This window comes from Tateyamaria rhodophyticola (assembly GCF_047777875.1).
GTDB lineage: Bacteria > Pseudomonadota > Alphaproteobacteria > Rhodobacterales > Rhodobacteraceae > Tateyamaria.
In genome coordinates, this window is record NZ_CP180519.1 from 626,926 (window position 1) to 651,977 (window position 25,052).

Genomic DNA, 25,052 nt, shown 5'->3' on the forward strand with positions numbered 1-25,052 from the left:
AAACTGCGCATATGTATGATGGCGATAGTTTCTTTACCCTCGGGGTGGCGGGTCAGATCGGGTTGGCAATCGTGTCGCTGGGCATGGCTGCTGCGACTTTGGGGATCACGCGGCTGATGACGTTTCATCGTCCGTGGATCCTGCGCCCGTTTATCTGGGCGGTGCTGTTCATCAGCTTTATCTGGCTGTCGCCGCAAGGATACTACACATTCTACCGGTTGATCTTTGACGACTTGCCCGCGCAATCCGTGATCAAGGCACCGCCGCGCCCGGAAGAGCTGGTGGCATTCATGACATTCACCGGCGATGCGACCCTGTCCGCCCATTCGGTCGGGGTGCTTGGTTGGCTGATGTTGGTCGTCGCGCACCTGCCGCGGCGCAAGCCTGTGCCTGCACCGGACTGACCGTCCTTTCGCATGCGCGGCAGAAATGCCGCCCCTTCGCACGCGCGGCAGAAATGCCGCCCCTTCGCACGCGCGGCAGAAATGCCGCGACGCAGCGCATTGACGACGATGCAAAGTTTCGTTTATCACCAGCCCAACGCAATTTTGTTGCTCAACCGATTCACGAGGCTGCAATGACCCAGAAAGACCGCCCCTGGCTGATCCGTACCTATGCCGGTCACTCGACAGCTGCGGCATCGAACGCGCTGTACCGGTCGAACCTTGCCAAGGGACAGACCGGCCTGAGCGTGGCGTTCGATCTGCCGACACAGACCGGATACGACAGCGATCACGTGCTGGCGCGCGGCGAAGTGGGCAAGGTTGGCGTGCCCGTGGCACATCTGGGCGACATGCGCACGCTGTTCGATGAAATCCCGCTGGAACAGATGAACACGTCCATGACCATCAACGCCACGGCGCCCTGGTTGCTGGCCCTGTATATCGCCGTGGCCGAGGAACAGGGCGCGGATGTATCGGCCCTGCAAGGGACGGTGCAAAACGACCTGATCAAAGAGTACCTGAGCCGGGGCACATATATCTGTCCGCCCGAGCCGTCTTTGCGGATGATCGCGGATGTGGCGGAATACTGTTATTCCAACCTGCCGAAATGGAACCCGATGAATGTGTGTTCCTATCACCTGCAAGAAGCGGGGGCGACGCCGGAACAGGAATTGGCATTTGCCCTTGCGACGGCGACGGCTGTTCTGGACGCATTGAAACCCCGCATCGCACCCGAGGATTTTCCGGCGGTTGTGGGCCGCATTTCATTCTTTGTGAATGCGGGGATCCGTTTCGTGACCGAGATGTGCAAAATGCGCGCCTTTGTCGATCTGTGGGACGAGATTTGCGAAACCCGCTACGGCGTGACCGATCCGAAATTCCGCCGCTTCCGCTATGGGGTGCAGGTCAATTCGCTGGGCCTGACGGAACAGCAGCCGGAAAACAACGTCTACCGTATTCTCATCGAAATGCTCGCCGTGACGCTTTCCAAAAAGGCGCGGGCCCGCGCGGTGCAATTGCCCGCCTGGAACGAAGCGCTTGGCCTGCCCCGCCCCTGGGATCAGCAATGGTCGATGCGGATGCAGCAGATCATGGCCTATGAAACGGACCTGTTGGAATTCGACGACCTCTTTGACGGTAATCCAGCCGTGGATGCCAAGGTCGAGGCGCTCAAGGACGGTGCGCGGCATGAATTGGCAAGCCTTGATGCAATGGGCGGGGCAATTGCGGCCATTGACTATATGAAACAGCAATTGGTCCAATCCAATGCTGACCGTCTGGGCCGGATTGAAAAGGGCGAAACCGTTGTGGTCGGCGTGAACAAGTATCAGGCGGGCGAGCCATCGCCGCTGATGACAGGTGATGGCGGGATCATGGTTGTTGATCCGGCAGTCGAGGCCGAGCAGATCGCCCGCCTTGAGGCGTGGCGGTCAGAACGTGACGCCGCGGCGGTGACGGCGGCGCTGGCCGATCTGCGCGCGGCAGCCAAGGCCGGGGAGAACGTCATGCCCGCCTCGATCGCCTGTGCCCGTGCGGGTGTGACCACCGGCGAATGGGCGGCACAGATGCGCGCCGTTCACGGAGAATATCGTGGACCCACGGGCGTTTCCACGGGCAAGTCCAACATGACCGAAGGCCTGGACGACCTGCGCGACGCGGTGGATGCGGTGAGCGACCGGCTGGGCCGCCGCCTGAAATTCCTTGTGGGCAAACCCGGCCTTGATGGGCATTCCAATGGCGCGGAACAAATCGCGGTACGTGCACGCGATTGCGGTATGGATATTGCTTATGAAGGGATCCGGTTGACGCCGGAAGAGATCGTTGCCGCCGCTCAAAGCGACGACGCCCATGTGGTGGGTCTGTCCATTCTGTCGGGCAGCCATATTCCATTGGTCGAGGATTTGATGCAGCGCATGCGTGCCGCAGGTCTGGGCCATATCCCCGTGATTGTGGGCGGTATTATTCCCGACGACGACGCACAGCGTTTGCGGGCATTCGGAGTGGCACGGGTGTATACCCCAAAGGATTTCGAATTGAATACGATCATGATGGATATCGTCTCACTGGCAGATCCGGCAGCCGTCGCCGCGGAATAGCGGCAACAGCTGCCGGTTTTGGCGTCAATTCTCCCGCTCCGGTTATGCAGAATGCCCGTGGCGGTAGAGGTCGGCCAAAAACCGCCCATGCTGACACAAAATTCCGCTGCCAAGCCATTGCAAAAAACTATCCTATTCTCGTAAGGGCCAAATACGACAGTGAATTAGGGATATCCGAAAATGGCAAAAAATCTCGAAAAGATGACGCACCAGGAACTGGAAGAGCTGCGCAGCAATGTGGATGCTGCTTTGGTGGCTGCCAAGAAACGCGACAAGAAAGAAGCACGCAAAGCGGCAGAAGCGGCGGCGGCTGAATACGGCTTTACGCTGGCGGAGTTGATGGGCGGATCTTCGGCCAAATCCGGCGGCAAGGGTGGCGTTGCCAAATACGCAAACCCGAAAAATGCGTCGCAAACCTGGACCGGCAAGGGTCGTCAGCCGAAATGGTACAAAGACGCCATCGCCGCAGGAACAGACCCCGAAACGCTTGAGGTCTGAGGCCCGGTCGGGCTACGTGTCACGCGATACCTGTTCAGGAGAGTGACATGACCGTCCATATCGGCGCAGCACCCGGCCAGATTGCCGAAACCGTATTGATGCCGGGCGACCCGTATCGCGCCCGGTGGGCCGCTGAGACGTTCCTTGACGGGGCGGAGTTGGTGAACGAAGTGCGGGGGATGCTGGGGTTTACCGGCACCTGGCGCGGCAATCGGGTGACCATCCAAGGGTCGGGCATGGGAATGCCCTCCCTTTCCATCTATGCCAATGAGCTGATGTCGGAATATGGCGCGCAGACGCTGATCCGGATCGGGTCGTGTGGCGGGATGCAGGCGCATGTCGGCATCCGCGATGTGATCATCGCGATGACGGCCAGCACCATCACATCGCCCTCCTCCGGCATTTTCCGCGAACTGAATTTCGCGCCTTGCGCGGATTACGGATTGCTGAAGGCGGCCGTGGCCGCGGCAGAGGCGCGGGACACCAAAACCCATGTGGGCGGCATCTATTCGTCGGACGTGTTTTACGCCGAGCGGCCCGATCTGGACGAACAGATGGTGCGGCACGGTATTCTGGGCGTCGAAATGGAAGCGGCGGAGCTATATACGCTGGCGGCGCGGCACGCACGGCGCGCATTGGCGGTTCTGACCGTCAGCGATCATTTGCAGACCGGAGAGGCCCTGCCCAGCGAAGACCGCGAGCGCAGCTTTGGCGATATGGTCGAGATCGCGCTTGAGGCAGCGTTCGGCTGAGGGGGCTGACCTGCGGCTTTGGTGCAGGCCGACCCTTCGGGGAGGATTTTTCGGAACAGAGACGGGTGGAAGCGCGCCCTAGCCCACCCCGTGGGTCCGGTTGTATCCGTTTTTGTCGGGGCTATGCCATCCGTCGAGCCCTCCTTTGGCGGGGGCGAAGACCTCGATCAGGAGCGGGTGGCACGGGGCCACGTCGGATGTGTGTTCGGACCCGCAATCCCCGCCGGGACACGCGCTGAGCGCGCCCAACAGGTCGATCTCCGCAAAGAATTCAATGTAGTCACCGGGGCGGACGGGGCTGGCTTTCATGAAGTATTGGCCTGTGTCGCGGGTAAAGCCCGTGCACATGAAGACATTCATGACGTCATGCACGTGTGGTTCGGCCTCATGCAGGGGAAGACCGGTGTGATCCGCCAGCGCGCGGGTCAGGTTGGAATGGCAGCAGTGGTGGTAGTGCCCGCCCTGCAAAAGGTTGCCGGTATAGGGATCGCACCGTGTGCCGATCACATCATGCACGCCGCCGCCGAAGTCGTCGAAGCCGTACCAATCCAGCGTATCGTGGATGATCGTAGCCATGGGGCGCAGGTTGGGAAAACTGCTCCAGAGTCTATCGCCCGTGTTGACATGCGTGCCGTGCAGGGCGCGGGTCTTGCCCGAATAGAACCGTTCCGAAAGGTCGTTCAGGTTCCAAAGGTTGAGGTCGCCCACCTGAGGCCCTTCGATGCTGGTGATGCGAAAGAAGTGGCCTGCGGGCACTTCGAAACAGGCGGCGTCGCGGGGCTGTGCAATGGTTTCAGAGCGTTTGGTCGCCGTGGCGCGCGCGCTGGCATAGAGGGACAGGTCCGGTTGTGGCAAAGTGTCCGGCGGGTAGCAGATCACAGGTGCGATGGCACGGCGTGCATCGGCGTCGGCGGGCGTGGTCATGGGCGGATCTCCTTCGTGCTGCGCGCATGCTAGCGCGGCGGGGATGGGGCCGCCATATACCTGATGAAGCCTATTGCAGGTCCGGACCCGTCTACAGCGGTGCTGTGCGATCTTGGAACACGGCAAACTGCGACATGATCACAGCGGCGCATGCGCAGGGGGGATATGGTTGCGGGCGGGCGTGACCGATGCATTGGGACAGGCCAATCAAGGCAGGGCCAGGCGGGAAACCGATGTCGATCCGGTGAAAATGTCCCGCCAACGACGGCCAATGCTTTTTTTGATGGGGGGCATTACCGCGCATTTGCGTGGTGCCGTCAGGCCGCGGATTGCGTTGCCCAGAGCGCGTGCGGGGAAGCGCGAAGTTACGCGCCAAATTGACTGCCTAGCGGCGGATGAGTTTGCGCAGCCGGTAGCTGAGGGCAGTCATTGTGTCATTGCCGCGCGGTGGTTCGGCACAATCGACAAACACCTGCTGGAACTTGTGCATCACGGGTTCCGGCGCAAAGGGCGCGACAAGGCTGCGCCAATTGAAGTCGGACCCGTCCCGCAGCGCCCGCGCCTTGGCCAGAAAGTCGTCGCCATCGGTGTAAAGCGCCCTCGGCGCCTGTTCCAGCATCACACGGTGATGCGCATCCTTGCCCCCCGCCCAGGCAACGACAGGTCGGCCGTGAAACAGGAATTCGCAATGCGCGAGGCCAAAACTCTCGCCCCGATGCCGCCCGTGGATCATCGCATCGCAGGTCATGATGAAGTCCGACTTGTCCGTCGGCAAGGTGATGGATGGCAAGAACAGCGCGCGAGGATGTTCGATGAATTTTTCCGTGTTGATGAACACGCACCAGACTTTTGGATCCTCGAGCAACGCGGGGATCTGCGCTTTGACAAAGGGGAGGTCAAATGTCTCGTAGCCACCGTAGCGCCCATAGACAAAGGCATCATCCGGAATGCCCCATTTGTCCCGTTGTGACGTGCCGGGCGGCAGGGTGACCATGTACGGTACATAAGGATAGCGCCCGCCGGTGCAATAATCAGCCAGCCACTCGGAGATATAGGCATAGGTCTGGCCGTGCGGCTCAAAGGCTTGGAACACCGCGTGAATGGCGCTTGGCGTATCCGGGCTGACCAGATCGTCCTTGCCGCCATATTTCATGAAATACGTCAGATCCGCACCCGACCCGGCGATGTCCGACAGCTGATCATAGCACATCAACTCGAACCGGGCGCTGAACTTGTCCACCACGGCTTGATCCGTATTCGCGGCATTGTCCGGATAGGCGATCACCGATGTATGGCCCAGCACTTCTTCTGCGTGATGCGCGTAATCATAGATCGCCTGAACCGTGCCCCGCACGCCCAGATCGTTCGAGTGAAAGATGATCTTTGCCATTTTAAACGGTGCGTTCGACCATCATCTTTTTGATGTTGGCAATGGCCTCGGCCGGGTTGAGCCCCTTGGGGCAGGTCTTGGCACAGTTCATGATCGTGTGGCAGCGGTAGAGCTTGAATGGATCCTCAAGATCGTCGAGCCGTTCGCCCGTCGCCTCGTCCCGGCTGTCGATGATCCAGCGATAGGCATGGAGCAAGGCCGCTGGCCCGAGGTAGCGGTCGCCGTTCCACCAGTAGCTGGGGCAGGAGGTGGAGCAGGAGGCACACATCACGCATTCATACAGGCCATCGAGTTTCTTGCGATCCTCGATGGACTGCTTCCACTCCTTGGCGGGGCGGTTGGTCTTGGTCTCCAGCCACGGCATGATGCTGGCGTGCTGGGCGTAGAAATGGGTGAGGTCGGGGATCAGATCCTTGACCACCGGCATGTGCGGCAGGGGATAGATTTTCACGTCGCCCTTCACCTCGTCCATGCCGTAGATGCAGGCGAGCGTGTTGATGCCGTCGATGTTCATCGCACAGGACCCGCAAATCCCCTCGCGGCAGGAGCGGCGGAAGGTCAGCGTCGGGTCAATCTCGTTTTTGATCTTGATCAGGGCGTCCAGGATCATCGGACCGCACGTGTCCATATCGACGAAATAGGTGTCGACCTGCGGGTTTTTGCCGTCATCGGGGTTCCAGCGATAGATCTGGAACTTGCGCAGGTTCGTGGCGCCTTCGGGCTTGGGCCACGTCTTGCCGGTTGTCATACGGCTGTTCTTGGGAAGTGTCAGTTGGACCATAACGGTTCTCCTTTCACGCGGTGAGCAGGGCAAGCCCCGCCCGTGTAACGCACTGTTGGGTTTCGGGGCGCTGAAGGACTTGGGTCACCAGCGCGACTGTGGTCTCAGAGACACCGATCACGGCGTCCTTTGCGAATTCACCGATCTCGCGTGCGGTCGCGTTGTCAATCACGCAATCGGTAAAGGGGGTCACGGCGGCCTTTGGCACAGCCGGGAACCGGGTGGTGAGCGTTTCGGACACGGCGGCCTTTGCGCTGCGGCGGGCAACACCGTCCACCGCTTCGGTCGCCTCGGCACATGCGGTGACGGTCAAAAGAGCGACGAGAGGCAGCGCGCGGATCATGCTGTGGCCCACCGGGTAAAAAGTACGTCCATGTGCCGCGGTTGCGAACGTTTTGTGGGGCCATCGGCGATGGCCAGCACGTCGCGCATTTCCAGCCCATGGGCCGCGAGGGTTGCGATGGCGTCTGATGGCGGGTCGACGCCTTCAAACCGGCGCGTCATCGACAATTCGAGGATGACAAACTCCGTCTGCCGCAGCGTGTCCGCAGCACCGGCCAGCACTTGCGCCTCGAACCCTTCGGTGTCGATCTTGATCCCGAACGGGCCGACATGCCCTTCGGACAGGCTGTCGAGCGTCACAACCGGCACTTCACGCTTTTCGACATCCGAAAAGCTGTTGGTCAGCACATCGCGACGTTCCAGCACGCTGGCCATGGCGCCACCGTGCCCCGGTTTCGTCTGGGGAATGTTCAAAGTGGCGGTTCCGGCTTCTGCACCAAGGGCCACGGCGTGAAAATCGCCCTTTGCGGGGCGCGCGCCGGGCATGTCGCCTTGCGGATCCACCAGCACGAAATGCGCCTCGGGAAAGCTCTCGTAGAGCCAGGGGGTGCCCTGGAACACGCCGACATCGAACACGGTTGCCGGATCAAACCCGTAGCTGCGCAGATAGAACGGGCGCATCTTGTGGGGGTGGATGTCCAACCCCTCCTTGCGCGCGAGGTCGCGCAGCTCACCCAGCATGGGTGGCCTTTGGCCCGCCATGGCGGCGGGCACAGGGGCGTGCTGCAACACGGAACAACGGCCTTAGTAGACCCGCGCCTTGGGCGCGATTTTCTTGAGGTCGATGCCGCCGTCATTGTGGCTGGTGAGCGGGTTCAGGTGCACACCACGGAAACCAAGGGATGCCGCGTTGCCCTCGAACCAGATCAGGGAATGCTTGCGCCAGTTCTCGTCGTCGCGGTCGGGATAATCCTCATGCGCATGCGCGCCCCGGCTCTCCTTGCGCGCGGCAGCGGCCGTGATCGTGGCGACCGCGTTGGGCATCAGGTTCGTCAGCTCCAGCGTTTCCATCAGGTCGGAGTTCCAGACAAGCGACGTGTCCGTCACCTTCAGATCGCTCTGCTTGGCGGCGACGTCCTTCATCTTTTCCTCGCCCTCGGCCAGCGTCTTGTCGGTGCGGAAGACGGCGGCGTCCTGCTGCATCGTCTTCTGCATCTCGAGGCGCAGTTCCGCCGTGGGCACGTGCCCCTTGGCATAGCGCAGCCCGTCAAACCGGCTGAACGCGGCCTCGACCGAGCGTTGGTTGGGCGTGGGCACGGGCGCGTCGGCGTCCACCACTTCTTTGGCGCGGATCGCCGCCGCACGGCCAAACACCACGAGGTCAATTAGAGAGTTGGAGCCCAAACGGTTCGCCCCGTGCACCGAGGCACAGCCCGCCTCGCCCACGGCCATCAGGCCCGGGGACACGTTGTCGGGGTTATCCTTGGTGGGGGCCAGCACTTCGCCCCAGTAATTCGTGGGAATGCCGCCCATGTTGTAGTGGACGGTCGGCAGAACCGGGATCGGCTCCTTCGTGAGGTCCACACCGGCAAAGATGCGCGCGGATTCGCTGATGCCCGGCAGGCGCAGGTCCAGCGTTTCCTTGGGCAAGTGGTTGAGGTGCAGGTGGATGTGATCCCCCTGCTCGCCCACGCCGCGCCCTTCGCGGATCTCCATGGTCATGCAGCGCGACACCACGTCGCGCGACGCCAGATCCTTGTAGGTCGGGGCGTAGCGTTCCATGAACCGCTCACCTTCGGAGTTGGTGAGGTACCCGCCCTCGCCCCGCGCGCCTTCGGTGATCAGGCACCCCGCACCGTAGATGCCGGTGGGGTGGAATTGCACGAACTCCATATCCTGAAGCGGCAGACCGGCACGGGCCGTCATGCCGCCGCCGTCACCGGTGCAGGTGTGGGCGGATGTCGCGCTGAAATACGCGCGGCCATAGCCGCCCGTCGCCAGCACAACCATCTTGGCGGCAAAGAGGTGCATGGTGCCGTCATCCAGCTTCCAGCACAGCACACCCTGGCATGACCCGTCTTCGGACATGATCAGGTCGATTGCGAAATACTCGATGTAGAACTCGGCATTGTTCTTGAGCGACTGGCCATAGAGCGTGTGCAGGATCGCGTGACCGGTCCGGTCCGCCGCAGCACAGGTGCGCTGTACGGGCGGGCCTTCGCCAAATTCGGTGGTGTGGCCGCCAAAGGGACGCTGGTAAATCTTGCCCTCTTCGGTGCGCGAGAACGGCACGCCGTAGTGCTCGAGCTCGTAGACCGCCTTGGGGGCCTCACGCGCCAGATACTCCATCGCGTCCGTATCACCCAGCCAGTCCGAGCCCTTGACCGTGTCATACATGTGCCACTGCCAGTTGTCGGGGCCCATGTTGGACAGGGACGCGGCGATGCCGCCCTGTGCCGCCACGGTGTGCGACCGGGTCGGGAACACCTTGGTCACGCAAGCGGTGCGCAACCCCTGTTCCGCCATACCCAGCGTCGCCCGCAGACCGGCGCCACCGGCCCCCACGACCACGACGTCATATTCATGCGTCTCGTAATCATATGCAGCCATTTCGGCCTCCTATCGGTAGGACGCGCGCACGCGCCTGGTGTCCGTAAGTCTCAAATCGCCATCCGGGCAATGGCGAATACGCCAACCACGATCAGCGTGTAGGAAAAGGCGGTTGTCGCCACGAGGGTCAGCTTACCTGCGGTGCCATGCACATAATCCTCAATCGCGGCATGCGCCTCGCGCATCAGGTGCAGAACGATCACCACCAGCGCCAGCGCACAGATGATCGCAGGGACCGGACGGCTGAAGAACGCGACAACCTCGTCATGCGTTCCACCCAGCACGGTGGCAAAGAAGAAAACAAACAGCGGCACAAGCGGCACAAGCAGCATGGAACTGATCATCATCTGCCAGTGGTGATGCGTGCCCTCGCGTCCGGAGCCAAGGCCGATGACACGTTTGCGGTCAGTGATAAAGCGCATGGGTTCCCCTCCGGCTCAGGTTGCGATTGCGACAATCAGGGTCAGCACAGTGGCCAGCCCGAACATGCCAATCGCCATCTTTTCGGACTGTTCGACATTCACGAAATACCCGAAATCCCACAGCACGTGCCGCAGCCGGCCAAGCATGTGGTAAAAAATCGCCCATGTCGCGCCCAGCAGGATCAGGTTGCCGAGAAGGCTGCGCAGCAGGCCATCAATGGTTGCGAACGCATCCGGCGACGTTGCCGCCGCCAGCAACCACGCCACCACCAGCAGCGATGCGAGCAGGCAGGCAATGCCCGTGATGCGTACCATGATCGAAGACATCGACGTCAGCTGTGGGCGGTAGATTTGCAGATGCGGCGATAGCGGGCGGTTGCCCCGATTTACATCGGCCATTTGGCTTCCTTTACTGTGGCTGCCTCCTTGATACTGATTTCTACGCCCAAGTCACGGGCCATGAGCGCACATCCGGCGCGGTTTTTTGGCGCATTTGACGCAATGCGCCACTTTGTGATCACTAGAAAGAAAGTCGTGATCACAAAATCAACGTTGCTGGAGGGAAACCGCCTGTTTTGTCGTCTCGCGTTGCAGTTTGCGTTTGATCTGAGCCGGATAGTCCGCGAATCCGTTTGCCGTGACCACAAAGGCACCGGGACCCGAGATCAGATTTTCAAAGAAATAGCCGGTCAGGTCGGTCTGATCCGTCTCAATCGCGAGTGCATTGAGGATAATGCCATCCGCCACAAGGCCCGCACGCTGCGCGCCCGGTTCAACCCCTTCGTTGGACACGCCGTCCCCGGACACGTCGATCACCCGCCGCCCGCACTGCGGCACCTGTGCAAAGGCCGCGCGGGACACGGCCACAGCCTCTCCGATGGCGGTCGAATAATTGCGCCAGATCCGCTCATCCGTGTCCACGCGTTCGGCGAATTGCAACACGTCCGCATGGGTGCGCATGGCGGTCCAGGGGATCGTCTGGCGCTGGCGCGACGCGCCGGTCCATTGCACGAGCCCTACCTGCGCCTGCTGGCTGACCAGCGCATCGGCCACAATCCCGTCCCGCAAGGCTTCGGCAAGGCCGCCCATCTGGATCCGGTATTCGTCGCGGTCCACCGATCCCGACACGTCCACAGCCAGCATCAGGGCAAGATCGCAGGCGCGCGTAAGCGACGGCAGAAGCACAAGGGCAAGGACAGAGGCGAGGACGGGGGCAAGGCGCATCATATGCGCGATCCTAGCGCCGCTTGGCCGCGCGCGTCGATCACAATTGCGCGGTCAGTCGAGCAGCGTGTAGAGCCTGCGCAAATGCGCCTCGAACTCGTCACACATGATGATTTCAATAGTCGACGGATCGTAAAACGCATTCGCCTCGCCACAAGGCTCCACCCGGACGGTGATCACCTCGGGAAAGCGGAAATCGGCGTTCAGGGCCGCAACTTCGGCGCCGATCACATCGGCGGTCAGGGACGCCGCACCCCCTGCATCGAACCGCAGACTGTCGCCAGCTCCGGCGATGTCATCCATGACTGCGCCCCAGCTGTCGATGGCCAGGTCGTATTCCTCGGGGCAGGTTTCCGCGCGCTCTTCGGGCAACCCCATGTCTTCGGCAAAATCATCGCGCGCATCCGGGTTGGCCCCGTAAAACAGGCAGACAGTATTGAAAAACCGTTGCTCATCAGGGCCATGCACATCCCAATAGACCGACCCGCCACCATCCTGCGCCTCTGCCCAAAACCCGGATGCCGCGTCATAGGCCAGATCAAGCGCCACGTCCTCTTCGAAGAACGCGTCGATCATCAGGATGGAGACGACGTCCGCGGCGTCCTCTTCCTGACCAAAGACCGGCAGGCCAAGCACATCGATCATCGCGTGCCCCAGCTCGTGGTAGAATATGCTCAGCACGTTCGCCTCGACAAACGCGTCCTCGGCCTCGTCGGCAACAGCGGCGGTTGTCAGACAGAGCAGGGCCAGAGCAGAGCGGAGCATGAGGGACCTCGGACGTTACAGAAGATCATCCAGCACGGCACGCAGCGTTGTGTCAAAGGTCAAATCGGTGATCTGAATGTCGCCGCGCACCGGCGCACCCAACATATAGACCGCAATGGGTCGCGATTGACCTGCGACGTTGAACGTGGTGATTTCCTGCACCATGCCGCCCACATCGACGCGCTGCACGATGGTCTGGCAGCTTTCGAACCCGTTCGGAAAGGCGGCCGACAACTGCATGACACCGCCGCCAAGTGATGCCGGACCACCGTTGATATGCGTGGTCCCAATCTCGGCGAACCGTTCAAAATCACCGGCGAAAAAGGCCGCCTTGACCGCTTCAAAGGCGTCTACAGGTTTTGCATCCCCCATCTCGCACAGCGGCTCGGCCACCGCACAGCTTGATGTCAAAGCCGCAGCCAGAATAAGCGCGTATTTCATTCAATGAATCCCATCTCAAATCTGCACAAACGCATGCGTCTGTTACCGATAGCCTAGCGCGGTATCAACGCCCAGTAATCAAGATCCAGCAGAACATGCGGCAGGTATTTCCCGTCATCGCCGCGCAGCGTGAACGGGGCGCCGCCCTTGGTCGCCACAAGACGCAGGCGCAGCGCGCCGACACCCGGGGCATCCGTCTCGGCAGTGTCCAGCACTTCGGTCCATGCGCGGATCGTATCCCCCGACAGGCACGGGTTGGCATGGGCGCCTGCGTTCAGCCCCACGACCATCTGCGCATTGGCCAGCCCGTTGAAGCTGAGCGCGCGCGCCATGGAAATCACGTGCCCGCCATAGATCAGCCGCGACCCATCGGGCCGAGCCGACGTGTCAAAATGGACCTTGGCCGTGTTTTGCCACAGCCGCGTGGCCATCATGTGTTCGGCTTCTTCGACCGTTACACCGTCCACATGGTCGATCTGTTCGCCCACGGTATAGTCGACCCAGCGATGCGGCTCACCTGCAAGGTCATAATCGTACTGGCTGAAATCGAGACCGTGCGGCACCACGAGGCTGTCTGCCGGCACGCTCTTGGCGAGGTCCGGCACCACCGTGTCGGGGGCCGGTGCATCGACATCCCGTTTGCGCACCATGACCCAGCGGACATAGCTGAGCACCGCGGTGCCATGCTGGTTGCGTCCCGTGGTGCGCACCCAAACCACGCCAGTCTTGCCGTTTGAATTCTGTTTGAGGCCAATCACCTCGGAACTGGACCGCAGCGTGTCACCGGGCCAGACCGGCGCCAGCCAACGCCCTTCGGCATAGCCGAGGTTTGCCACCGCATTGAGCGAGATGTCCGGCACGGTTTTGCCAAAGACCGTGTGAAACGCGATCATGTCATCCAGCGGTGCCGACGCCAGACCGCAGGCCTGCGCAAACGTATCCGCCGAATAGAGCGCATGGCGCGCCGGATAGAGCGCATGGTAAAGCGCGCGCTCCCCCGCCCCCACGGTGCGCGGCACGGCGTGGTCGATCACCTCGCCAATGCGGTAATCCTCGAAAAAGCGGCCTGCGTTGGTTTTGGCCATCACTGCTCTCCCAATTTGACGTCCGGGTGATAGTCGCCCGGCACCTCCTTCACCACCGCCTGACCGCAGCGCATGAGGCCCGCGGCGTGGTCCCATGTCTGGGTCGGACTGCCATGCAGCGCCCACCCGGCATTCAACGCGGCCGTGACCTTGTGACAAAAGGCGGACGTATCCTCTTCGGACAGAAAACGATAGATTTTCATATGCTTACCCCGGGAATGGCCAGACGCCGAGCCAGTTGTGGACCATGCCGATGAGGCCCAGAAGGACGACCGAGCCGACAAGGAACATGGCGTCCTTGGCATAGGAGCCGCCGGTGTTCGGTGTCCATGCCGGGTCTGCGGCATTGATGATGCGCGCGGTCAGAACGGCCCAGACCAGCAGCCCGCCAAACAGGATGATCGACGCAAGATCACCATTGACCAAAAGGTGCGCCACCGCCCAGATCGAAAAGCCGGTCAGCATCGGGTGCCGCAGCCCTTGCAGCAGCTTGCCACGCTTTGGCGCGGGGCTGAGCATGTAGATCGCGATCAGCATACCGAGGTTGTTGATATGCACCATGAAGGCGGGCGGTTGCCAGACCGGCAAAAACTCCGTCCCGCGATAGCCGATGATCATCAACAGGATGGACACGGCGATGGCCGCCGCCACGGCACCCTTGCCCGGATCGCCCATCGCCGCCCGGCGCGCCGGTGCCACGCGTTTGAACAGATGCGCCGCCCACCAAACCGCGACGCCCGCCCCCAGGATGATCCAGAACATATGCTACCCCTCTGCCATGGCCGCGATCGCCTCGGCCTTGGCAAGGGTTTCGCGCGCCGTCACGATGTGCAGATTCTCGACGATCCGTCCATCCACCACGGCCACGCCCTGCCCGGCGGCTTCGGCCTCCTCAAAGGCGGCGATCTGACGTTCTGCCAGCGTGACTTCTTCTTCGGACGGGGCAAAAGCGCGGTTGGCAATGTCGACCTGTGCGGGATGGATCAACGTCTTGCCATCAAAGCCCATGTCGCGCCCTTGGGTGCATTCGGCCTCGAGCCCTGCATCATCCTTGAACGCGTTGTAGACACCGTCGATGATCGCCACCCCGTGCGCCTTGGCCGCCAGCAGGCACAGGCCAAGCCCCGCTTGCATCGGCAGACGGTCCGGGCGGAACCGTGTCTGCAACTCTTTGGCCAGATCGTTTGTGCCCATGACCATGCCATCCAGCCGCGGATGGACGGCGATTGCGGCGGCATTCAGCATCCCGAGCGGCGTTTCCATCATCGCCCAGAGTGGAACGTCGCCCGTATGCGCGGCCAGCGCATCAAGATCGGCGGGCGCATTCACCTTGGGCAGCAGGACCGCGTCCGCCCCCATCGCACAGGCCGCAACCGCGTCCGACAGACCCCATTCGGTGTCCAGTCCGTTGATGCGCACGATCTTCATCCGTGCACCGTAACCGCCCGTGGCGAGGGCCTCGGACAGCGTGTCGCGGGCGGTTGCCTTTTCATCAATCGACACCGCGTCTTCGAGGTCAAAGATGATGGCGTCCACGGGCAACCCACGTGCCTTGTCGAGCGCGCGCGGCCGCGACCCCGGAATATAAAGCACGGAACGTAGCGGACGGGCGATGGCCATGATGCGATCCTCGTGAGTCATAAAGTTGCGCGGAATTGCGCATTTATTTGCAGATAGTTCAAGAGGATTTTCGCCGCGGTGCAGAAAGTTTTTGCCCGTATTTTGTGCGGCAGAGCAGCATGGCTCAAATTGCACATATCACCGGACGGGGCGTTAACCACTTTTTCAGGCTCGGCGCGCAGGCTTGTCCTGTTCCGCGCTCTCCGGGAGGGCCGTTTCGGCTGGGCCGCCGAGGACTTTGCGGGAGAGAGACGTGGAACACCGAACCGGGGCTGCCCGGTCATCGCCGGATCTGCCGGTTGGGCCAGATGACCAGAGGTTTCGCCGCTTGATTGGGAAAGGCGATACGTGATGACACGGATTTTCAAGAGTTTGGGCGCTCTGGCCGCGGCTGCGGCATTGAACACGATTGCTGCGGGCGCAGTGGAAGCGCAGCAGCAGCGCAATTGCGGGCCACGCGACATTGTGGTGACACGGTTGGCCGAAGGATACGGTGAAACGCGGCAGTCGATGGGCCTCGGGGCCAACAACGCGGTGATCGAGGTGTTTGCCTCCGAAGAAACCGGCAGTTGGACGATCACGGTCACAACGCCCAACGGGCTGACCTGCCTCGTGGCGTCCGGTCAGGCGTTTGAAGCACTGGCCGAGGCGCTGCCCGCGAAAGGCAACGACGCCTGAGGCGGCCACGACACACACACCGACAGAGGGCGCGCCGCTTGGTGCGCCTTTTTCATATGTGCCGCAGGGGGGCGCGGCGCAGGGTCATCCCCCACTTTTCATCCGCGCCAAACCCAAGTGCTTCGTAAAACCCGCGGGCCTGCGCTGACTGACCAGTCAGCAGCATGATCTTGTAGCACTCCGCCGCCCATGCTGCGTCCACCGCGGCCTCCATCACCTGCCGTCCATGACCGCATCCTCGATGCGCCGCATGGGTGACGACGTTTTCGATCAACGCATAGGGCCGCCCGCCTTGCGTGATATTCGGCAGGATATGCAACGTCGCCAAGGCCACAGCCAGATCCGCGTCCCACGCCCCCCAGACGGTCGTGCCCGGCTGCCCAATCACCGACGCGAATGCTGACGCATCGGCAAGCGGCTGATCCCCCACCAGGTGCCGGTACAGGGTCATCGCCGCCCCGGCATCCGCACTCGTGAAGGCCCGGATCATGTCAGCCCGTCCCAGATCAGCTTGGTCCCCGTCGCCATCAAAAGCACGTAAGTGAGCGCGAAGAACGCGCGCTCAGGCACCATGAAATGCATCTTGACCCCGATCCATGCGCCCAGCAGCGCGAAGGGTGCGAGCACGAGGTTAGCCATGCCTGTCTGCGCCGTGAACATGCCGAGAAAGGCATAAGGCACGAATTTGAAGATGTTGATGGCAAAGAAAATCAGGACCGTGTTGGCCTGATATTCGGTCTTGGTCGTCTTGAGCGACAGCAGATACACCGCCGCCGGTGGCCCGCCTGCGTGGCTGACAAAGCTGGTGAACCCGGCCACACAGCCCGCCACCGCCCCAGCCCAACGGGGCAAGGCTGCCGCTGCGATCCTGATCCAGCCGCGCCCGCGCCCCACCTGCCAGAGCACGAAGCCGATGGAGATCGCCCCGATCAGCACCCGCAGCACATCCGGATCCGAGCGCGCATAAAGCGCCGCCCCAAGGGCCACGCCCGGCAAGCCGCCAAGGATCATCAGCCGCGCTGTGGGCCAGTGCCATTTCCCCCAGTAGGGCCGCAGCGTCGCCGCATCGACCAGCATCAAGAGCGGCAACATCACCCCAAGCGCCAGCCCCGGCTCCACCACCAGCGCCAGAATCGACGCCGCCGCAAAGGCCGCACCTGACCCGAAACCACCCTTGGAGATGCCCGCAAAGATCGCGGCCGGACCGGCAATCGCAAAAAAGGCCCAACTGAGCTCGAGCATCGGGAAGTGTCCGGAAAAACTGTGCGTTCCTGTTCCTTTAGCGCGCCATTCCTCGCTTCGCCAGAGTGGTCCGCGCCATGTGCCGCAGCGCAGCAGACTTGCGCGGACCGCCCGCCCGCGTTAGGCACCGCGCCAACGAAAACCCCTAGTGCGGAGAATTTCACCCATGGCCAGACCCAAGATTGCGCTGATCGGCGCCGGTCAGATCGGCGGCACCCTTGCCCACCTCGCAGCGTTGAAAGAGCTGGGCGACGTGATCCTGTTCGACATCGCCGAAGGCACACCCGAAGGCAAAGCGCTCGACATCGCGGAATCCGGCCCCTCCGAAGGGTTTGATGCCAAGCTGAAAGGCACGCAGTCATATGCCGATATCGCGGGCGCAGACGTCTGCATCGTGACCGCCGGTGTGCCGCGCAAGCCGGGCATGAGCCGTGACGACCTTCTGGGCATCAACCTCAAGGTGATGAAATCCGTGGGCGAGGGCATCGCCGCCAACGCGCCAGACGCCTTTGTCATCTGCATCACCAACCCGCTCGACGCGATGGTCTGGGCGCTGCAGAAATTCTCGGGCCTGCCCGCGAACAAGGTCTGCGGCATGGCCGGTGTGCTCGACAGCGCGCGGTTCCGCCACTTCCTTGCCGAGGAATTCGACGTGTCCATGAAGGACGTCACCGCCTTTGTTCTGGGCGGCCATGGCGACACGATGGTTCCGTCCGTGCGCTATTCGACCGTCGCTGGCATCCCCCTGCCCGACCTGATCGACATGGGCTGGACCACGCAGGAAAAGATGGACGCGATCGTACAGCGCACCCGTGACGGCGGCGCCGAGATTGTTGGCCTGCTGAAAACCGGCTCCGCGTTCTACGCCCCCGCAACTGCGGGCATCGAGATGGCCGAAGCCTATCTCAAGGATCAAAAGCGCGTCCTGCCCTGTGCCGCCCATTGCGACGGTGAATTTGGCCTGAAGGGCATGTATGTGGGCGTGCCCACGGTGATTGGCGCGGGCGGCATCGAACGCATCGTTAACATCAAGCTCAACAAGGAAGAGCAGGAGATGTTCGACACCTCCGTCAAGGCTGTGCAAGGCCTGATGGACGCGTGCAAGGGCATCGACGACAGCCTCAGCTGATCCCAAACCTGCATCCGGGCGCGCTCTCATGACGGCAGACACCACGATTGTCATCACGTCCTGCAAGCGCCCGGATGATCTGGACCAGACACTGGCCAGTATCGCCGCGCGGGACCTGAGCGCGGTCAAACGCATCATCGTCATCGAAGACAGCGACCACCCCGGGATCGCCCCCGTGGTGGCCACACGCCTTGGCGACATCCCGCATCTGTTTCTGCAGAACGAAACCACGTTGGGTCAGATTGCATCCATCGACCGCGCCTATGCCGAGGTCGACACGCCCTACATCTTTCATTGCGAGGATGACTGGCTGTTCCCGACATCGCTGTTCATCGCAGAAAGCCGCGCCATTTTGGCGGCGCGTCCCGACGTGCACGCGGTCATGATGCGTGCGTGGAGCGAGGCGCCGGATGCGCAAAACCAGGCCGCCCCCGGTGAGATTGCGGGGGTTGGCGTGCGCATTGCAGACCCCAAGGCGCACAGGCGGTGGGGCAGTTTTTCGTTCAATCCCGGGCTGCGGCGCACCGCGGATTACGCCGCACATGCGCCTTATGCCCGGATCGGTCCCGAACGCGACCTGAGCCACTATCACAAGCTGCGCGGCTTTCGGCTTGTCTATCTCGAAGCGGGCGACGTCACCCATATCGGGTTCGCGCCGACCGTCAAAACCGATGAAATCCGCCGCAAGAAGGCCAAGGGATTTCTGCTCAAATCCCTGTGGCACAGGCTGCAATTTGCGTGGTTCAAACGCTTCGGGTGATGTGGCAGGTGGCCGCGCGGCGGCAAATGACGGTCGCAACCCCAATGTAAAGCGCATATACTTTTTCCATGCCCCAGTCGCGCCCCATAGAACGCAAGCTCACCACGATCCTCGCCGCGGATGCGGCCAATTATTCGGGCCGGATGCGCGGCGATGAGGAAGGCACCGTGCGCGCGCTGCGTGGTGCGCGGGATGTGATCGACGGCGCGATACGGGAGGCGCATGGCCGCATCGCCAACACGTCAGGCGACGGGCTGATCGCAGAGTTTCCATCCGTCGTGTCGGCCGTCAAATGCGCAATCTCGGTGCAAACCACGCTGAACGCGCGCGACGATCTGTTGCCGTTTCGGATCGGTGTGCATCTGGGCGATGTGATTGTCGAAGGCGACGATCTGCTGGGCGATGGCGTCAATCTCGCCGCGCGTTTGCAGGAAGTGGCGGAAATTGGCGGCGTGCTGATTTCGCAGCAGGTCTATGACCATGTGCGCGGCAAGCTGAACGGTGCGGAGCTCCGCCCGCTTGGACCCACCGCGCTCAAGCATCTCGGGGACGCCGTCGGGGTGTACGCCGTTGAAGCGGACGGTATCACCGCCCCCCGTATCCTCGACAACCTCGGCCCCAAAGTGTCCGAGCGCGCCCCCGAACCGGAGCCCCCGGCGGCAGAACCGCCCGGTCGCGCGGATTTCATCAAGACGCGCAACCGATTGCTGATAGCGCTTGGGGCGATTGTGTTTGTGGATATCGCTGCGGGGCTGCCGTTCTTTGTGACCGTGATACCGGAGGTCGCATTGCTCTTTATTCTATACAGAAAATGGCGCGCATACCGCGATCAAACCCTGCCCGCCTGACACGCGGTTGCCGAATCTGCTTCGCGCACTAGGCGCTTTGTGATCACACTTTTTTATCGTGTGATCACAAAATTCAGAATATGGGGTAAAATCCCCTACCTGCGACACATTTCCCGTTTACGTGGCCTTCAGGTTCGGTGGAATAGGCATGAACCTGCACCACCACACGGGACCGATTTGTTATGAACATCCACGAATACCAGGCCAAAGCCCTTTTGCGCAGCTACGGGGCTCCGGTCTCGGACGGGCGCGTTGTCTTGCGGGCCGAAGACGCGAAAACCGCCGCCGGGGCGCTGGATGGCCCGCTGTGGGTGGTCAAGGCGCAAATCCACGCCGGTGGTCGCGGCAAGGGGTCGTTCAAAGAAGCGGATGCGGGCGAAAAGGGCGGCGTGCGCCTGACCAAGTCGGTCGAAGAGGCCGCCGAAGAAGCCAAGAAGATGCTGGGCCGCACGCTTGTGACGCATCAGACCGGCCCGGCGGGCAAACAGGTGAACCGCATCTATATCGAGGACGGTTCGGGCATCGAGACCGAGATGTATCTGGCCCTGCTGGTCGACCGTGTGACCAGCCGCGTGTCCTTTGTCTGCTCGACCGAGGGCGGCATGGACATCGAAGAGGTCGCCGCCGAAACGCCTGAAAAAATCCTCAGCTTTTCGGTTGATCCCGCCACAGGCTATCAGGCCTATCACGGCCGCCGCATCGCCTTCATGCTGGGCCTCGAGGGCAAGCAGGTCAAACAATGCGTTGGCCTGATGGGCCTGCTCTACAAAGCGTTCATGGAAAAAGACATGGAGATGCTGGAGATCAACCCGCTGATCGTGACCGACAGCGGCGATCTGAAGGTGCTGGATGCCAAGGTGTCATTCGATGGCAACGCGATCTACCGTCATGCCGACGTCAATGAGCTGCGCGACGAGACCGAGGAAGACCCCAAGGAACTCGCCGCCTCTAAATACGACCTGAACTACATCGCGCTGGATGGCGAGATCGGGTGCATGGTGAACGGCGCGGGTCTGGCCATGGCGACGATGGACATCATCAAGCTTTATGGCGCAGAGCCTGCCAACTTCCTCGACGTGGGCGGCGGTGCGACCAAGGAAAAGGTGACCGAGGCGTTCAAGATCATCACCTCCGATCCCAACGTCAAAGGCATTCTGGTGAACATCTTTGGCGGCATCATGCGCTGCGACGTGATTGCCGAAGGCGTGGTGGCCGCGGTCAAGGAAGTGGGTCTGCAGGTGCCACTGGTTGTCCGGCTCGAAGGCACGAACGTGCAGCAGGGCAAGGACATCATCAACAACTCCGGCCTCGACGTCATCGCCGCCGATGACCTCAAGGACGGCGCACAAAAGATCGTGCAGGCCGTCAAAGGGTGAGACTGCGCGGTGCGCATATAATGGCAGCAGCGCTGGCTTTGCTGGCGCTGTCGGCATGCGACGATGGGACCGCTGCGGTTGGGTCACAGGGCATCCTGCGCTCTGACACGGCGGCACCGGGTCCGCAAAGCACCGCGCCCGCTTTTGCGGGCAACGTGTTGCGCTCCGCGTGTATCGACACGCAACCGGATTTCGATGGCGCGTCGCAGGCGTTGGCGCGCATCGGGGGATTTGTCCAAAGCGCAAAGACGGGCACGTTTTTCCACCAGCGCTATGACCTGTCGGTCAAGGTGGTATCCGGGCGGTGTTCCATGGTCGCAGGCGCATCCGGCTCTGCCCGGCAGCTTAAGGCTTTGGGCGATCTGCCCGCCGTTGAACCCGGACCAACACGTGCGTTCGGCAATCGCCTCTACCATTCCTTTTTCGTAACGGGGTCGTCATGAAACAGCTTATTCCTGCGTTCGTCATCACCGCTGCTTTGGCGGCTTGCGACAGCCCGATTTCATCCGCGTCCGGTCCGACCGGTCCAGAGCTGCCCCCGCTGGGTCTGGCATCGACCGCGATATGGCTGGAAGAGCGCGAGGCGCTGACCACGCGCGGCGCCCAACGTGCCACAGAAATCCAGTCCGCACAGCGCACGCAGGAGATCCGCACCGGCGAGCGCCCCGTGCCCGTAGCCGCAGCACCCGCAAGGGCACAGTCCGCAGGCTCGAACACGGCGCTAAACGTGGATCAGGTGGCCAACCGCCTGCTCGCCGCGCGCGCGCCCGGCGAGGCGGCCACCATCATCTTTGTCGAGGCGTGTCTGAAAACGGCGGCATCGCCGGATGCGGCGGCAAGTGTTCTCAAGCGGCTGGGCTTCAAGGAGCGCCGCGCGCGCAACAACCGCACGGAATTCACCAGCAGCTTTGTGACCGCGACCCTGTCGCAGGACACGCGGGGCAGCGGCTTTGGTCAATGCACGGTCACGCCGCGCAATGCAGGCTTTGCCCAGGTGCTGCCGGTGTTCCTCAACGATGTGCGCGCGTCCGGCGTGCCGGTGACACAACTGCCCGGCGAAAACGCCTTTGTCATCGGCAACACTGGCGCGGTGGCGCTGATTTCCGGCGGCAGCGGCGCAATGACACGGACCCAACCGGGCGTGTTTCGCGGCTGATGTCCCGTGCGGCGTGGCATAAACTGGCCTTTTCTGGGGCCGTGATGTCGGCGACGGCCCCGGCCCTTGCGGCCGAGCATCCGGCGATTGCGGCGTTCACGGCCTATTGCTTCAAGGCCGGGCAGACGGCGGAAGACGCACGGGCCAATATGGAAAAGGCTGCGGGCACGCCCCTGCCCTTCGCGTTGGAATTCTGGGACACATCGCTGGAACCGGCACCATCGGCGCCCGCCTTTTCCGAACGGCGCTGCGAAGTCTCCTTTGCCGGTGATCACGCCGCCGATGCCGTGCAAGCGGTCCAAGCCAAGATGGCGACGCCGCCGGTCTTTGGCACACCGCTGCCCCTGCCCGACCCGTTTGCGGCCACGCCCGGGACATCTTACATCGAGGCGCGAGAACTGCTGCGCCAGCGCGTGGCGGTTGTCCATATCGGCACCCGCGCGGACGGTGCCGAAACCTTTATCCGCGTGGACCGTTTGCCTGCCGGTCAGGGGTTGCCGTCATGAGTGTCTATGTCGAGGTCATCAACCTGGCCCGCGCCACGGAACGGCGCGCGCATATGCAGGCCGAATTGGCCAAGGCGGGGATCGAGGCTGCGTTCCCCCCTGCCTTCGACATGAAGGAACACGAGCCCGCGGTGATGCTGCAACACTGCAAGGCCGAAGGGCCTTGGGGTACGTTCCAACCCGGCAACATGGCCTGCACGATCAGCCACGAGATGGCGTGGGAGCGGTTCATGTCGTCGGATGCGGCGTTTTGCGTGATCCTCGAGGATGACGTGTTCATCTCGCCCGACATTGCCGCGTGGTTGCGCGATATGTCGTGGTGGCCGGACGACGCCCATCTGGTCAAGATCGAACGGTGGAACGGGCGCAGCACCAAGGTGTTGTTGGCAAAGGACGGTCCACGTCATCTGGGCCGCGAACTGCGCCGCCTCTTTGGCCGTCATGTGGGTTCCGCTGGCTATATCCTCAACCGCGAGGGTGCGCGCCGGATGCTGGCGCACCGGCCCTTTGCGGTGTCGATCGACAATTACCTGTTTAACCGCAACGCCTCGCCGGCGGCGCGCAGCGTCGTGACCTATCAGGTGAGCCCGGCGCTCGTGCAGCAAGGCAATGAACCCGCGGGCGCGGAACCAAGCCTGTCGCACCGCAAACGGCCCAAGGGTTGGGCGCTGACGGTGCAAAAGCTCAAGCGGGGCTGGCGCGAGGTGTCCTACCCGCTGTCGACATATTTCAAATTCTTCACCGGTCAGATCGTTCTGACCCCCGTCCCCTATGCCGCCCAGACGGGCGCGACCCCTTCAAATTCCGAGACGTGAAAAGGACCTGTTATGGCCGTACTCATCGATGAAAATACCAAAGTGATCTGTCAGGGCCTGACAGGTTCCCAAGGGACGTTCCACACCGAACAGGCGATTGCCTACGGCACCAAAATGGTGGGCGGTGTGACCCCGGGCAAAGGGGGCCAGACGCATCTGGACCTGCCCGTGTTCAACTCGGTCCATGAGGCGATGGAGCGGACGGAGGCAAACGCGTCCGTGATCTATGTCCCGCCGCCCTTTGCCGCGGATTCGATTTTGGAGGCGATTGATGCCGAAATGCCCCTGATCGTCTGCATCACCGAAGGTATTCCGGTGCTCGACATGATGAAGGTGCAGCGCGCGCTGGAAAGCTCGTCGTCCCGTCTGATCGGCCCCAACTGCCCCGGTGTCATCACGCCGGACGCCTGCAAGATCGGCATCATGCCCGGCCACATTCACAAACGCGGGAGCGTGGGTGTCGTATCGCGTTCGGGGACGCTTACATATGAGGCCGTGAAACAGACCACCGATATGGGCCTTGGCCAATCATCCGCCGTGGGCATCGGAGGCGACCCGATCAAGGGGACCGAACATATCGACGTGCTGGAGATGTTTCTGGCCGATCCGGAAACCGAAAGCATCATCATGATCGGCGAAATTGGCGGTTCTGCGGAAGAAGACGCGGCCCAGTTCCTCGCCGACGAAAAGAAGGCGGGCCGCTGGAAGCCCACCGCAGGCTTCATCGCAGGTCGCACCGCCCCTCCGGGCCGCCGTATGGGCCACGCGGGCGCGATTGTCGCGGGCGGCAAGGGCGGTGCCGAGGACAAGATCGAAGCCATGCGGTCCGCGGGCATCGTGGTGGCCGACAGCCCCGCAACGCTGGGCGAGGCCGTGATGGAGGCGATTAAGGGCTAAGGCATGCTGAACGGTCTGGCATCAAAACTGAGGGCATGCCCGCGCCGCGGGGTGGGCAGTATGCCCCGCTCGCCAAACCTAGGGTTTGCCTTCGGCAAAACGAGTCGGTCAGGAGATGCCCGGCAGTGCCGCCGGGCCGCAGCTTGCATCAGTCTGCTTTTGCTCTCAGGTGAGGCATTCGCGACCACACACGCGGAAGAATTCGCTGAAATCCCGCCCGGCCTGAAAGTCATTCTGTTTTCGCTAAAAGATGACCCTCAAGTCGTGACATACGATCCAGACAGTTTATCGCAGCAAGCTCTGATCGCATTC

The 25,052-nt window shown here is 62.2% G+C and carries 31 protein-coding genes; 14 read left to right on the plus strand and 17 right to left on the minus strand.

Features of this window, described 5'->3' with window-relative positions:
* Positions 1–11: 11 nt before the first annotated feature.
* From ACERHN_RS04540 to deoD, 4 genes are all read left to right on the plus strand, one after another.
* The gene (locus tag ACERHN_RS04540; protein ID WP_415921462.1) at positions 12–404 is read left to right on the plus strand and encodes a hypothetical protein; all 393 of its coding nucleotides are present in this window, start codon (positions 12–14) and stop codon (positions 402–404) included.
* A gap of 173 nt (positions 405–577) precedes the next feature.
* A complete protein-coding gene (locus tag ACERHN_RS04545; protein WP_415921463.1) occupies positions 578–2,539 on the plus strand; it encodes a methylmalonyl-CoA mutase family protein in 1,962 nt (653 codons plus the stop codon).
* Between the two features lie 180 nt (positions 2,540–2,719).
* On the plus strand, positions 2,720–3,037 hold the full coding sequence (locus ACERHN_RS04550; protein ID WP_415921464.1) for an H-NS family nucleoid-associated regulatory protein: 318 nt from the start codon (positions 2,720–2,722) through the stop codon (positions 3,035–3,037).
* Between the two features lie 47 nt (positions 3,038–3,084).
* The gene (deoD, locus tag ACERHN_RS04555; protein ID WP_415921465.1) at positions 3,085–3,789 is read left to right on the plus strand and encodes a purine-nucleoside phosphorylase; all 705 of its coding nucleotides are present in this window, start codon (positions 3,085–3,087) and stop codon (positions 3,787–3,789) included.
* A gap of 78 nt (positions 3,790–3,867) precedes the next feature.
* Here deoD and ACERHN_RS04560 read toward each other — a convergent pair whose 3' ends face one another.
* From ACERHN_RS04560 to ACERHN_RS04630, 15 genes are all read right to left on the minus strand, one after another.
* The gene (locus ACERHN_RS04560) at positions 3,868–4,713 is read right to left on the minus strand and encodes an urea carboxylase-associated family protein (protein WP_415921466.1); all 846 of its coding nucleotides are present in this window, start codon (positions 4,711–4,713) and stop codon (positions 3,868–3,870) included.
* A 385-nt stretch (positions 4,714–5,098) separates the two neighbouring features.
* Positions 5,099–6,103 carry a hypothetical protein gene (locus tag ACERHN_RS04565; RefSeq protein WP_415921467.1) on the minus strand — a complete coding sequence of 335 codons (1,005 nt, stop codon included), beginning with the start codon at positions 6,101–6,103 and terminating at the stop codon, positions 5,099–5,101.
* 1 nt (position 6,104) lies between these two features.
* Positions 6,105–6,884, minus strand: a complete 780-nt coding sequence (locus ACERHN_RS04570; protein ID WP_415921468.1) for a succinate dehydrogenase iron-sulfur subunit — start codon at positions 6,882–6,884, stop codon at positions 6,105–6,107.
* Between the two features lie 13 nt (positions 6,885–6,897).
* Positions 6,898–7,227: a hypothetical protein gene (locus ACERHN_RS04575; RefSeq protein ID WP_415921469.1), complete on the minus strand. Its 330-nt coding sequence runs from the start codon at positions 7,225–7,227 to the stop codon at positions 6,898–6,900.
* Complete coding sequence (locus tag ACERHN_RS04580; protein ID WP_415921470.1) at positions 7,224–7,958, minus strand: FkbM family methyltransferase; 735 nt, start codon at positions 7,956–7,958, stop codon at positions 7,224–7,226. Before ACERHN_RS04580 ends, ACERHN_RS04575 begins: the two co-directional genes overlap by 4 nt.
* A 12-nt stretch (positions 7,959–7,970) precedes the next feature.
* Positions 7,971–9,776: a succinate dehydrogenase flavoprotein subunit gene (sdhA, locus tag ACERHN_RS04585; RefSeq protein WP_415921471.1), complete on the minus strand. Its 1,806-nt coding sequence runs from the start codon at positions 9,774–9,776 to the stop codon at positions 7,971–7,973.
* Positions 9,777–9,826: 50 nt separating this feature from the next.
* Complete coding sequence (sdhD, locus tag ACERHN_RS04590) at positions 9,827–10,198, minus strand: succinate dehydrogenase, hydrophobic membrane anchor protein (protein WP_415921472.1); 372 nt, start codon at positions 10,196–10,198, stop codon at positions 9,827–9,829.
* Between the two features lie 15 nt (positions 10,199–10,213).
* Entirely contained in the window at positions 10,214–10,597 is a 384-nt protein-coding gene (gene sdhC, locus ACERHN_RS04595) for a succinate dehydrogenase, cytochrome b556 subunit (protein WP_415921473.1), read from the minus strand.
* A 147-nt stretch (positions 10,598–10,744) separates the two neighbouring features.
* Positions 10,745–11,422 carry a DUF1194 domain-containing protein gene (locus ACERHN_RS04600; RefSeq protein WP_415922682.1) on the minus strand — a complete coding sequence of 226 codons (678 nt, stop codon included), beginning with the start codon at positions 11,420–11,422 and terminating at the stop codon, positions 10,745–10,747.
* A 54-nt stretch (positions 11,423–11,476) separates the two neighbouring features.
* Positions 11,477–12,187 carry a DUF4344 domain-containing metallopeptidase gene (locus ACERHN_RS04605; protein WP_415921474.1) on the minus strand — a complete coding sequence of 237 codons (711 nt, stop codon included), beginning with the start codon at positions 12,185–12,187 and terminating at the stop codon, positions 11,477–11,479.
* 15 nt (positions 12,188–12,202) lie between these two features.
* The gene (locus ACERHN_RS04610; protein ID WP_415921475.1) at positions 12,203–12,628 is read right to left on the minus strand and encodes a hypothetical protein; all 426 of its coding nucleotides are present in this window, start codon (positions 12,626–12,628) and stop codon (positions 12,203–12,205) included.
* Between the two features lie 53 nt (positions 12,629–12,681).
* Positions 12,682–13,713, minus strand: a complete 1,032-nt coding sequence (locus tag ACERHN_RS04615) for a MaoC family dehydratase (protein WP_415921476.1) — start codon at positions 13,711–13,713, stop codon at positions 12,682–12,684.
* On the minus strand, positions 13,713–13,916 hold the full coding sequence (locus ACERHN_RS04620) for a DUF1737 domain-containing protein (RefSeq protein ID WP_415921477.1): 204 nt from the start codon (positions 13,914–13,916) through the stop codon (positions 13,713–13,715). The genes ACERHN_RS04615 and ACERHN_RS04620 overlap by 1 nt, the downstream gene beginning before the upstream one ends.
* A 4-nt stretch (positions 13,917–13,920) precedes the next feature.
* The gene (locus tag ACERHN_RS04625; RefSeq protein ID WP_415921478.1) at positions 13,921–14,475 is read right to left on the minus strand and encodes an NnrU family protein; all 555 of its coding nucleotides are present in this window, start codon (positions 14,473–14,475) and stop codon (positions 13,921–13,923) included.
* 3 nt (positions 14,476–14,478) lie between these two features.
* On the minus strand, positions 14,479–15,333 hold the full coding sequence (locus ACERHN_RS04630) for an HpcH/HpaI aldolase/citrate lyase family protein (protein WP_415921479.1): 855 nt from the start codon (positions 15,331–15,333) through the stop codon (positions 14,479–14,481).
* Positions 15,334–15,684: 351 nt separating this feature from the next.
* On the opposite strand from ACERHN_RS04630, the gene ACERHN_RS04635 reads away from it, so the two are divergent.
* Positions 15,685–16,011 carry a hypothetical protein gene (locus ACERHN_RS04635; RefSeq protein ID WP_415921480.1) on the plus strand — a complete coding sequence of 109 codons (327 nt, stop codon included), beginning with the start codon at positions 15,685–15,687 and terminating at the stop codon, positions 16,009–16,011.
* 52 nt (positions 16,012–16,063) lie between these two features.
* Here ACERHN_RS04635 and ACERHN_RS04640 read toward each other — a convergent pair whose 3' ends face one another.
* Entirely contained in the window at positions 16,064–16,501 is a 438-nt protein-coding gene (locus tag ACERHN_RS04640) for a GNAT family N-acetyltransferase (RefSeq protein WP_415921481.1), read from the minus strand.
* Complete coding sequence (locus ACERHN_RS04645) at positions 16,498–17,253, minus strand: sulfite exporter TauE/SafE family protein (RefSeq protein WP_415921482.1); 756 nt, start codon at positions 17,251–17,253, stop codon at positions 16,498–16,500. Before ACERHN_RS04645 ends, ACERHN_RS04640 begins: the two co-directional genes overlap by 4 nt.
* 166 nt (positions 17,254–17,419) lie before the next feature.
* On the opposite strand from ACERHN_RS04645, the gene mdh reads away from it, so the two are divergent.
* From mdh to sucD, 9 genes are all read left to right on the plus strand, one after another.
* A complete protein-coding gene (gene mdh / locus ACERHN_RS04650) occupies positions 17,420–18,382 on the plus strand; it encodes a malate dehydrogenase (RefSeq protein ID WP_415921483.1) in 963 nt (320 codons plus the stop codon).
* Positions 18,383–18,410: 28 nt separating this feature from the next.
* The gene (locus ACERHN_RS04655; protein ID WP_415921484.1) at positions 18,411–19,142 is read left to right on the plus strand and encodes a glycosyltransferase family 2 protein; all 732 of its coding nucleotides are present in this window, start codon (positions 18,411–18,413) and stop codon (positions 19,140–19,142) included.
* A gap of 68 nt (positions 19,143–19,210) precedes the next feature.
* Positions 19,211–19,990, plus strand: coding sequence for an adenylate/guanylate cyclase domain-containing protein (locus ACERHN_RS04660; RefSeq protein WP_415921485.1), 780 nt, complete (start codon positions 19,211–19,213; stop codon positions 19,988–19,990).
* A 182-nt stretch (positions 19,991–20,172) separates the two neighbouring features.
* On the plus strand, positions 20,173–21,366 hold the full coding sequence (gene sucC, locus ACERHN_RS04665; protein ID WP_415921486.1) for an ADP-forming succinate--CoA ligase subunit beta: 1,194 nt from the start codon (positions 20,173–20,175) through the stop codon (positions 21,364–21,366).
* 20 nt (positions 21,367–21,386) lie between these two features.
* Positions 21,387–21,809, plus strand: coding sequence for a hypothetical protein (locus tag ACERHN_RS04670; protein ID WP_415921487.1), 423 nt, complete (start codon positions 21,387–21,389; stop codon positions 21,807–21,809).
* Complete coding sequence (locus ACERHN_RS04675) at positions 21,806–22,522, plus strand: hypothetical protein (RefSeq protein ID WP_415921488.1); 717 nt, start codon at positions 21,806–21,808, stop codon at positions 22,520–22,522. The genes ACERHN_RS04670 and ACERHN_RS04675 overlap by 4 nt, the downstream gene beginning before the upstream one ends.
* A complete protein-coding gene (locus ACERHN_RS04680; protein ID WP_415921489.1) occupies positions 22,522–23,028 on the plus strand; it encodes a hypothetical protein in 507 nt (168 codons plus the stop codon). The genes ACERHN_RS04675 and ACERHN_RS04680 overlap by 1 nt, the downstream gene beginning before the upstream one ends.
* Positions 23,025–23,843: a glycosyltransferase family 25 protein gene (locus ACERHN_RS04685; protein ID WP_415921490.1), complete on the plus strand. Its 819-nt coding sequence runs from the start codon at positions 23,025–23,027 to the stop codon at positions 23,841–23,843. Before ACERHN_RS04680 ends, ACERHN_RS04685 begins: the two co-directional genes overlap by 4 nt.
* Positions 23,844–23,855: 12 nt before the next feature.
* A complete protein-coding gene (sucD, locus tag ACERHN_RS04690) occupies positions 23,856–24,740 on the plus strand; it encodes a succinate--CoA ligase subunit alpha (RefSeq protein WP_415921491.1) in 885 nt (294 codons plus the stop codon).
* Positions 24,741–25,052: the final 312 nt, after the last annotated feature.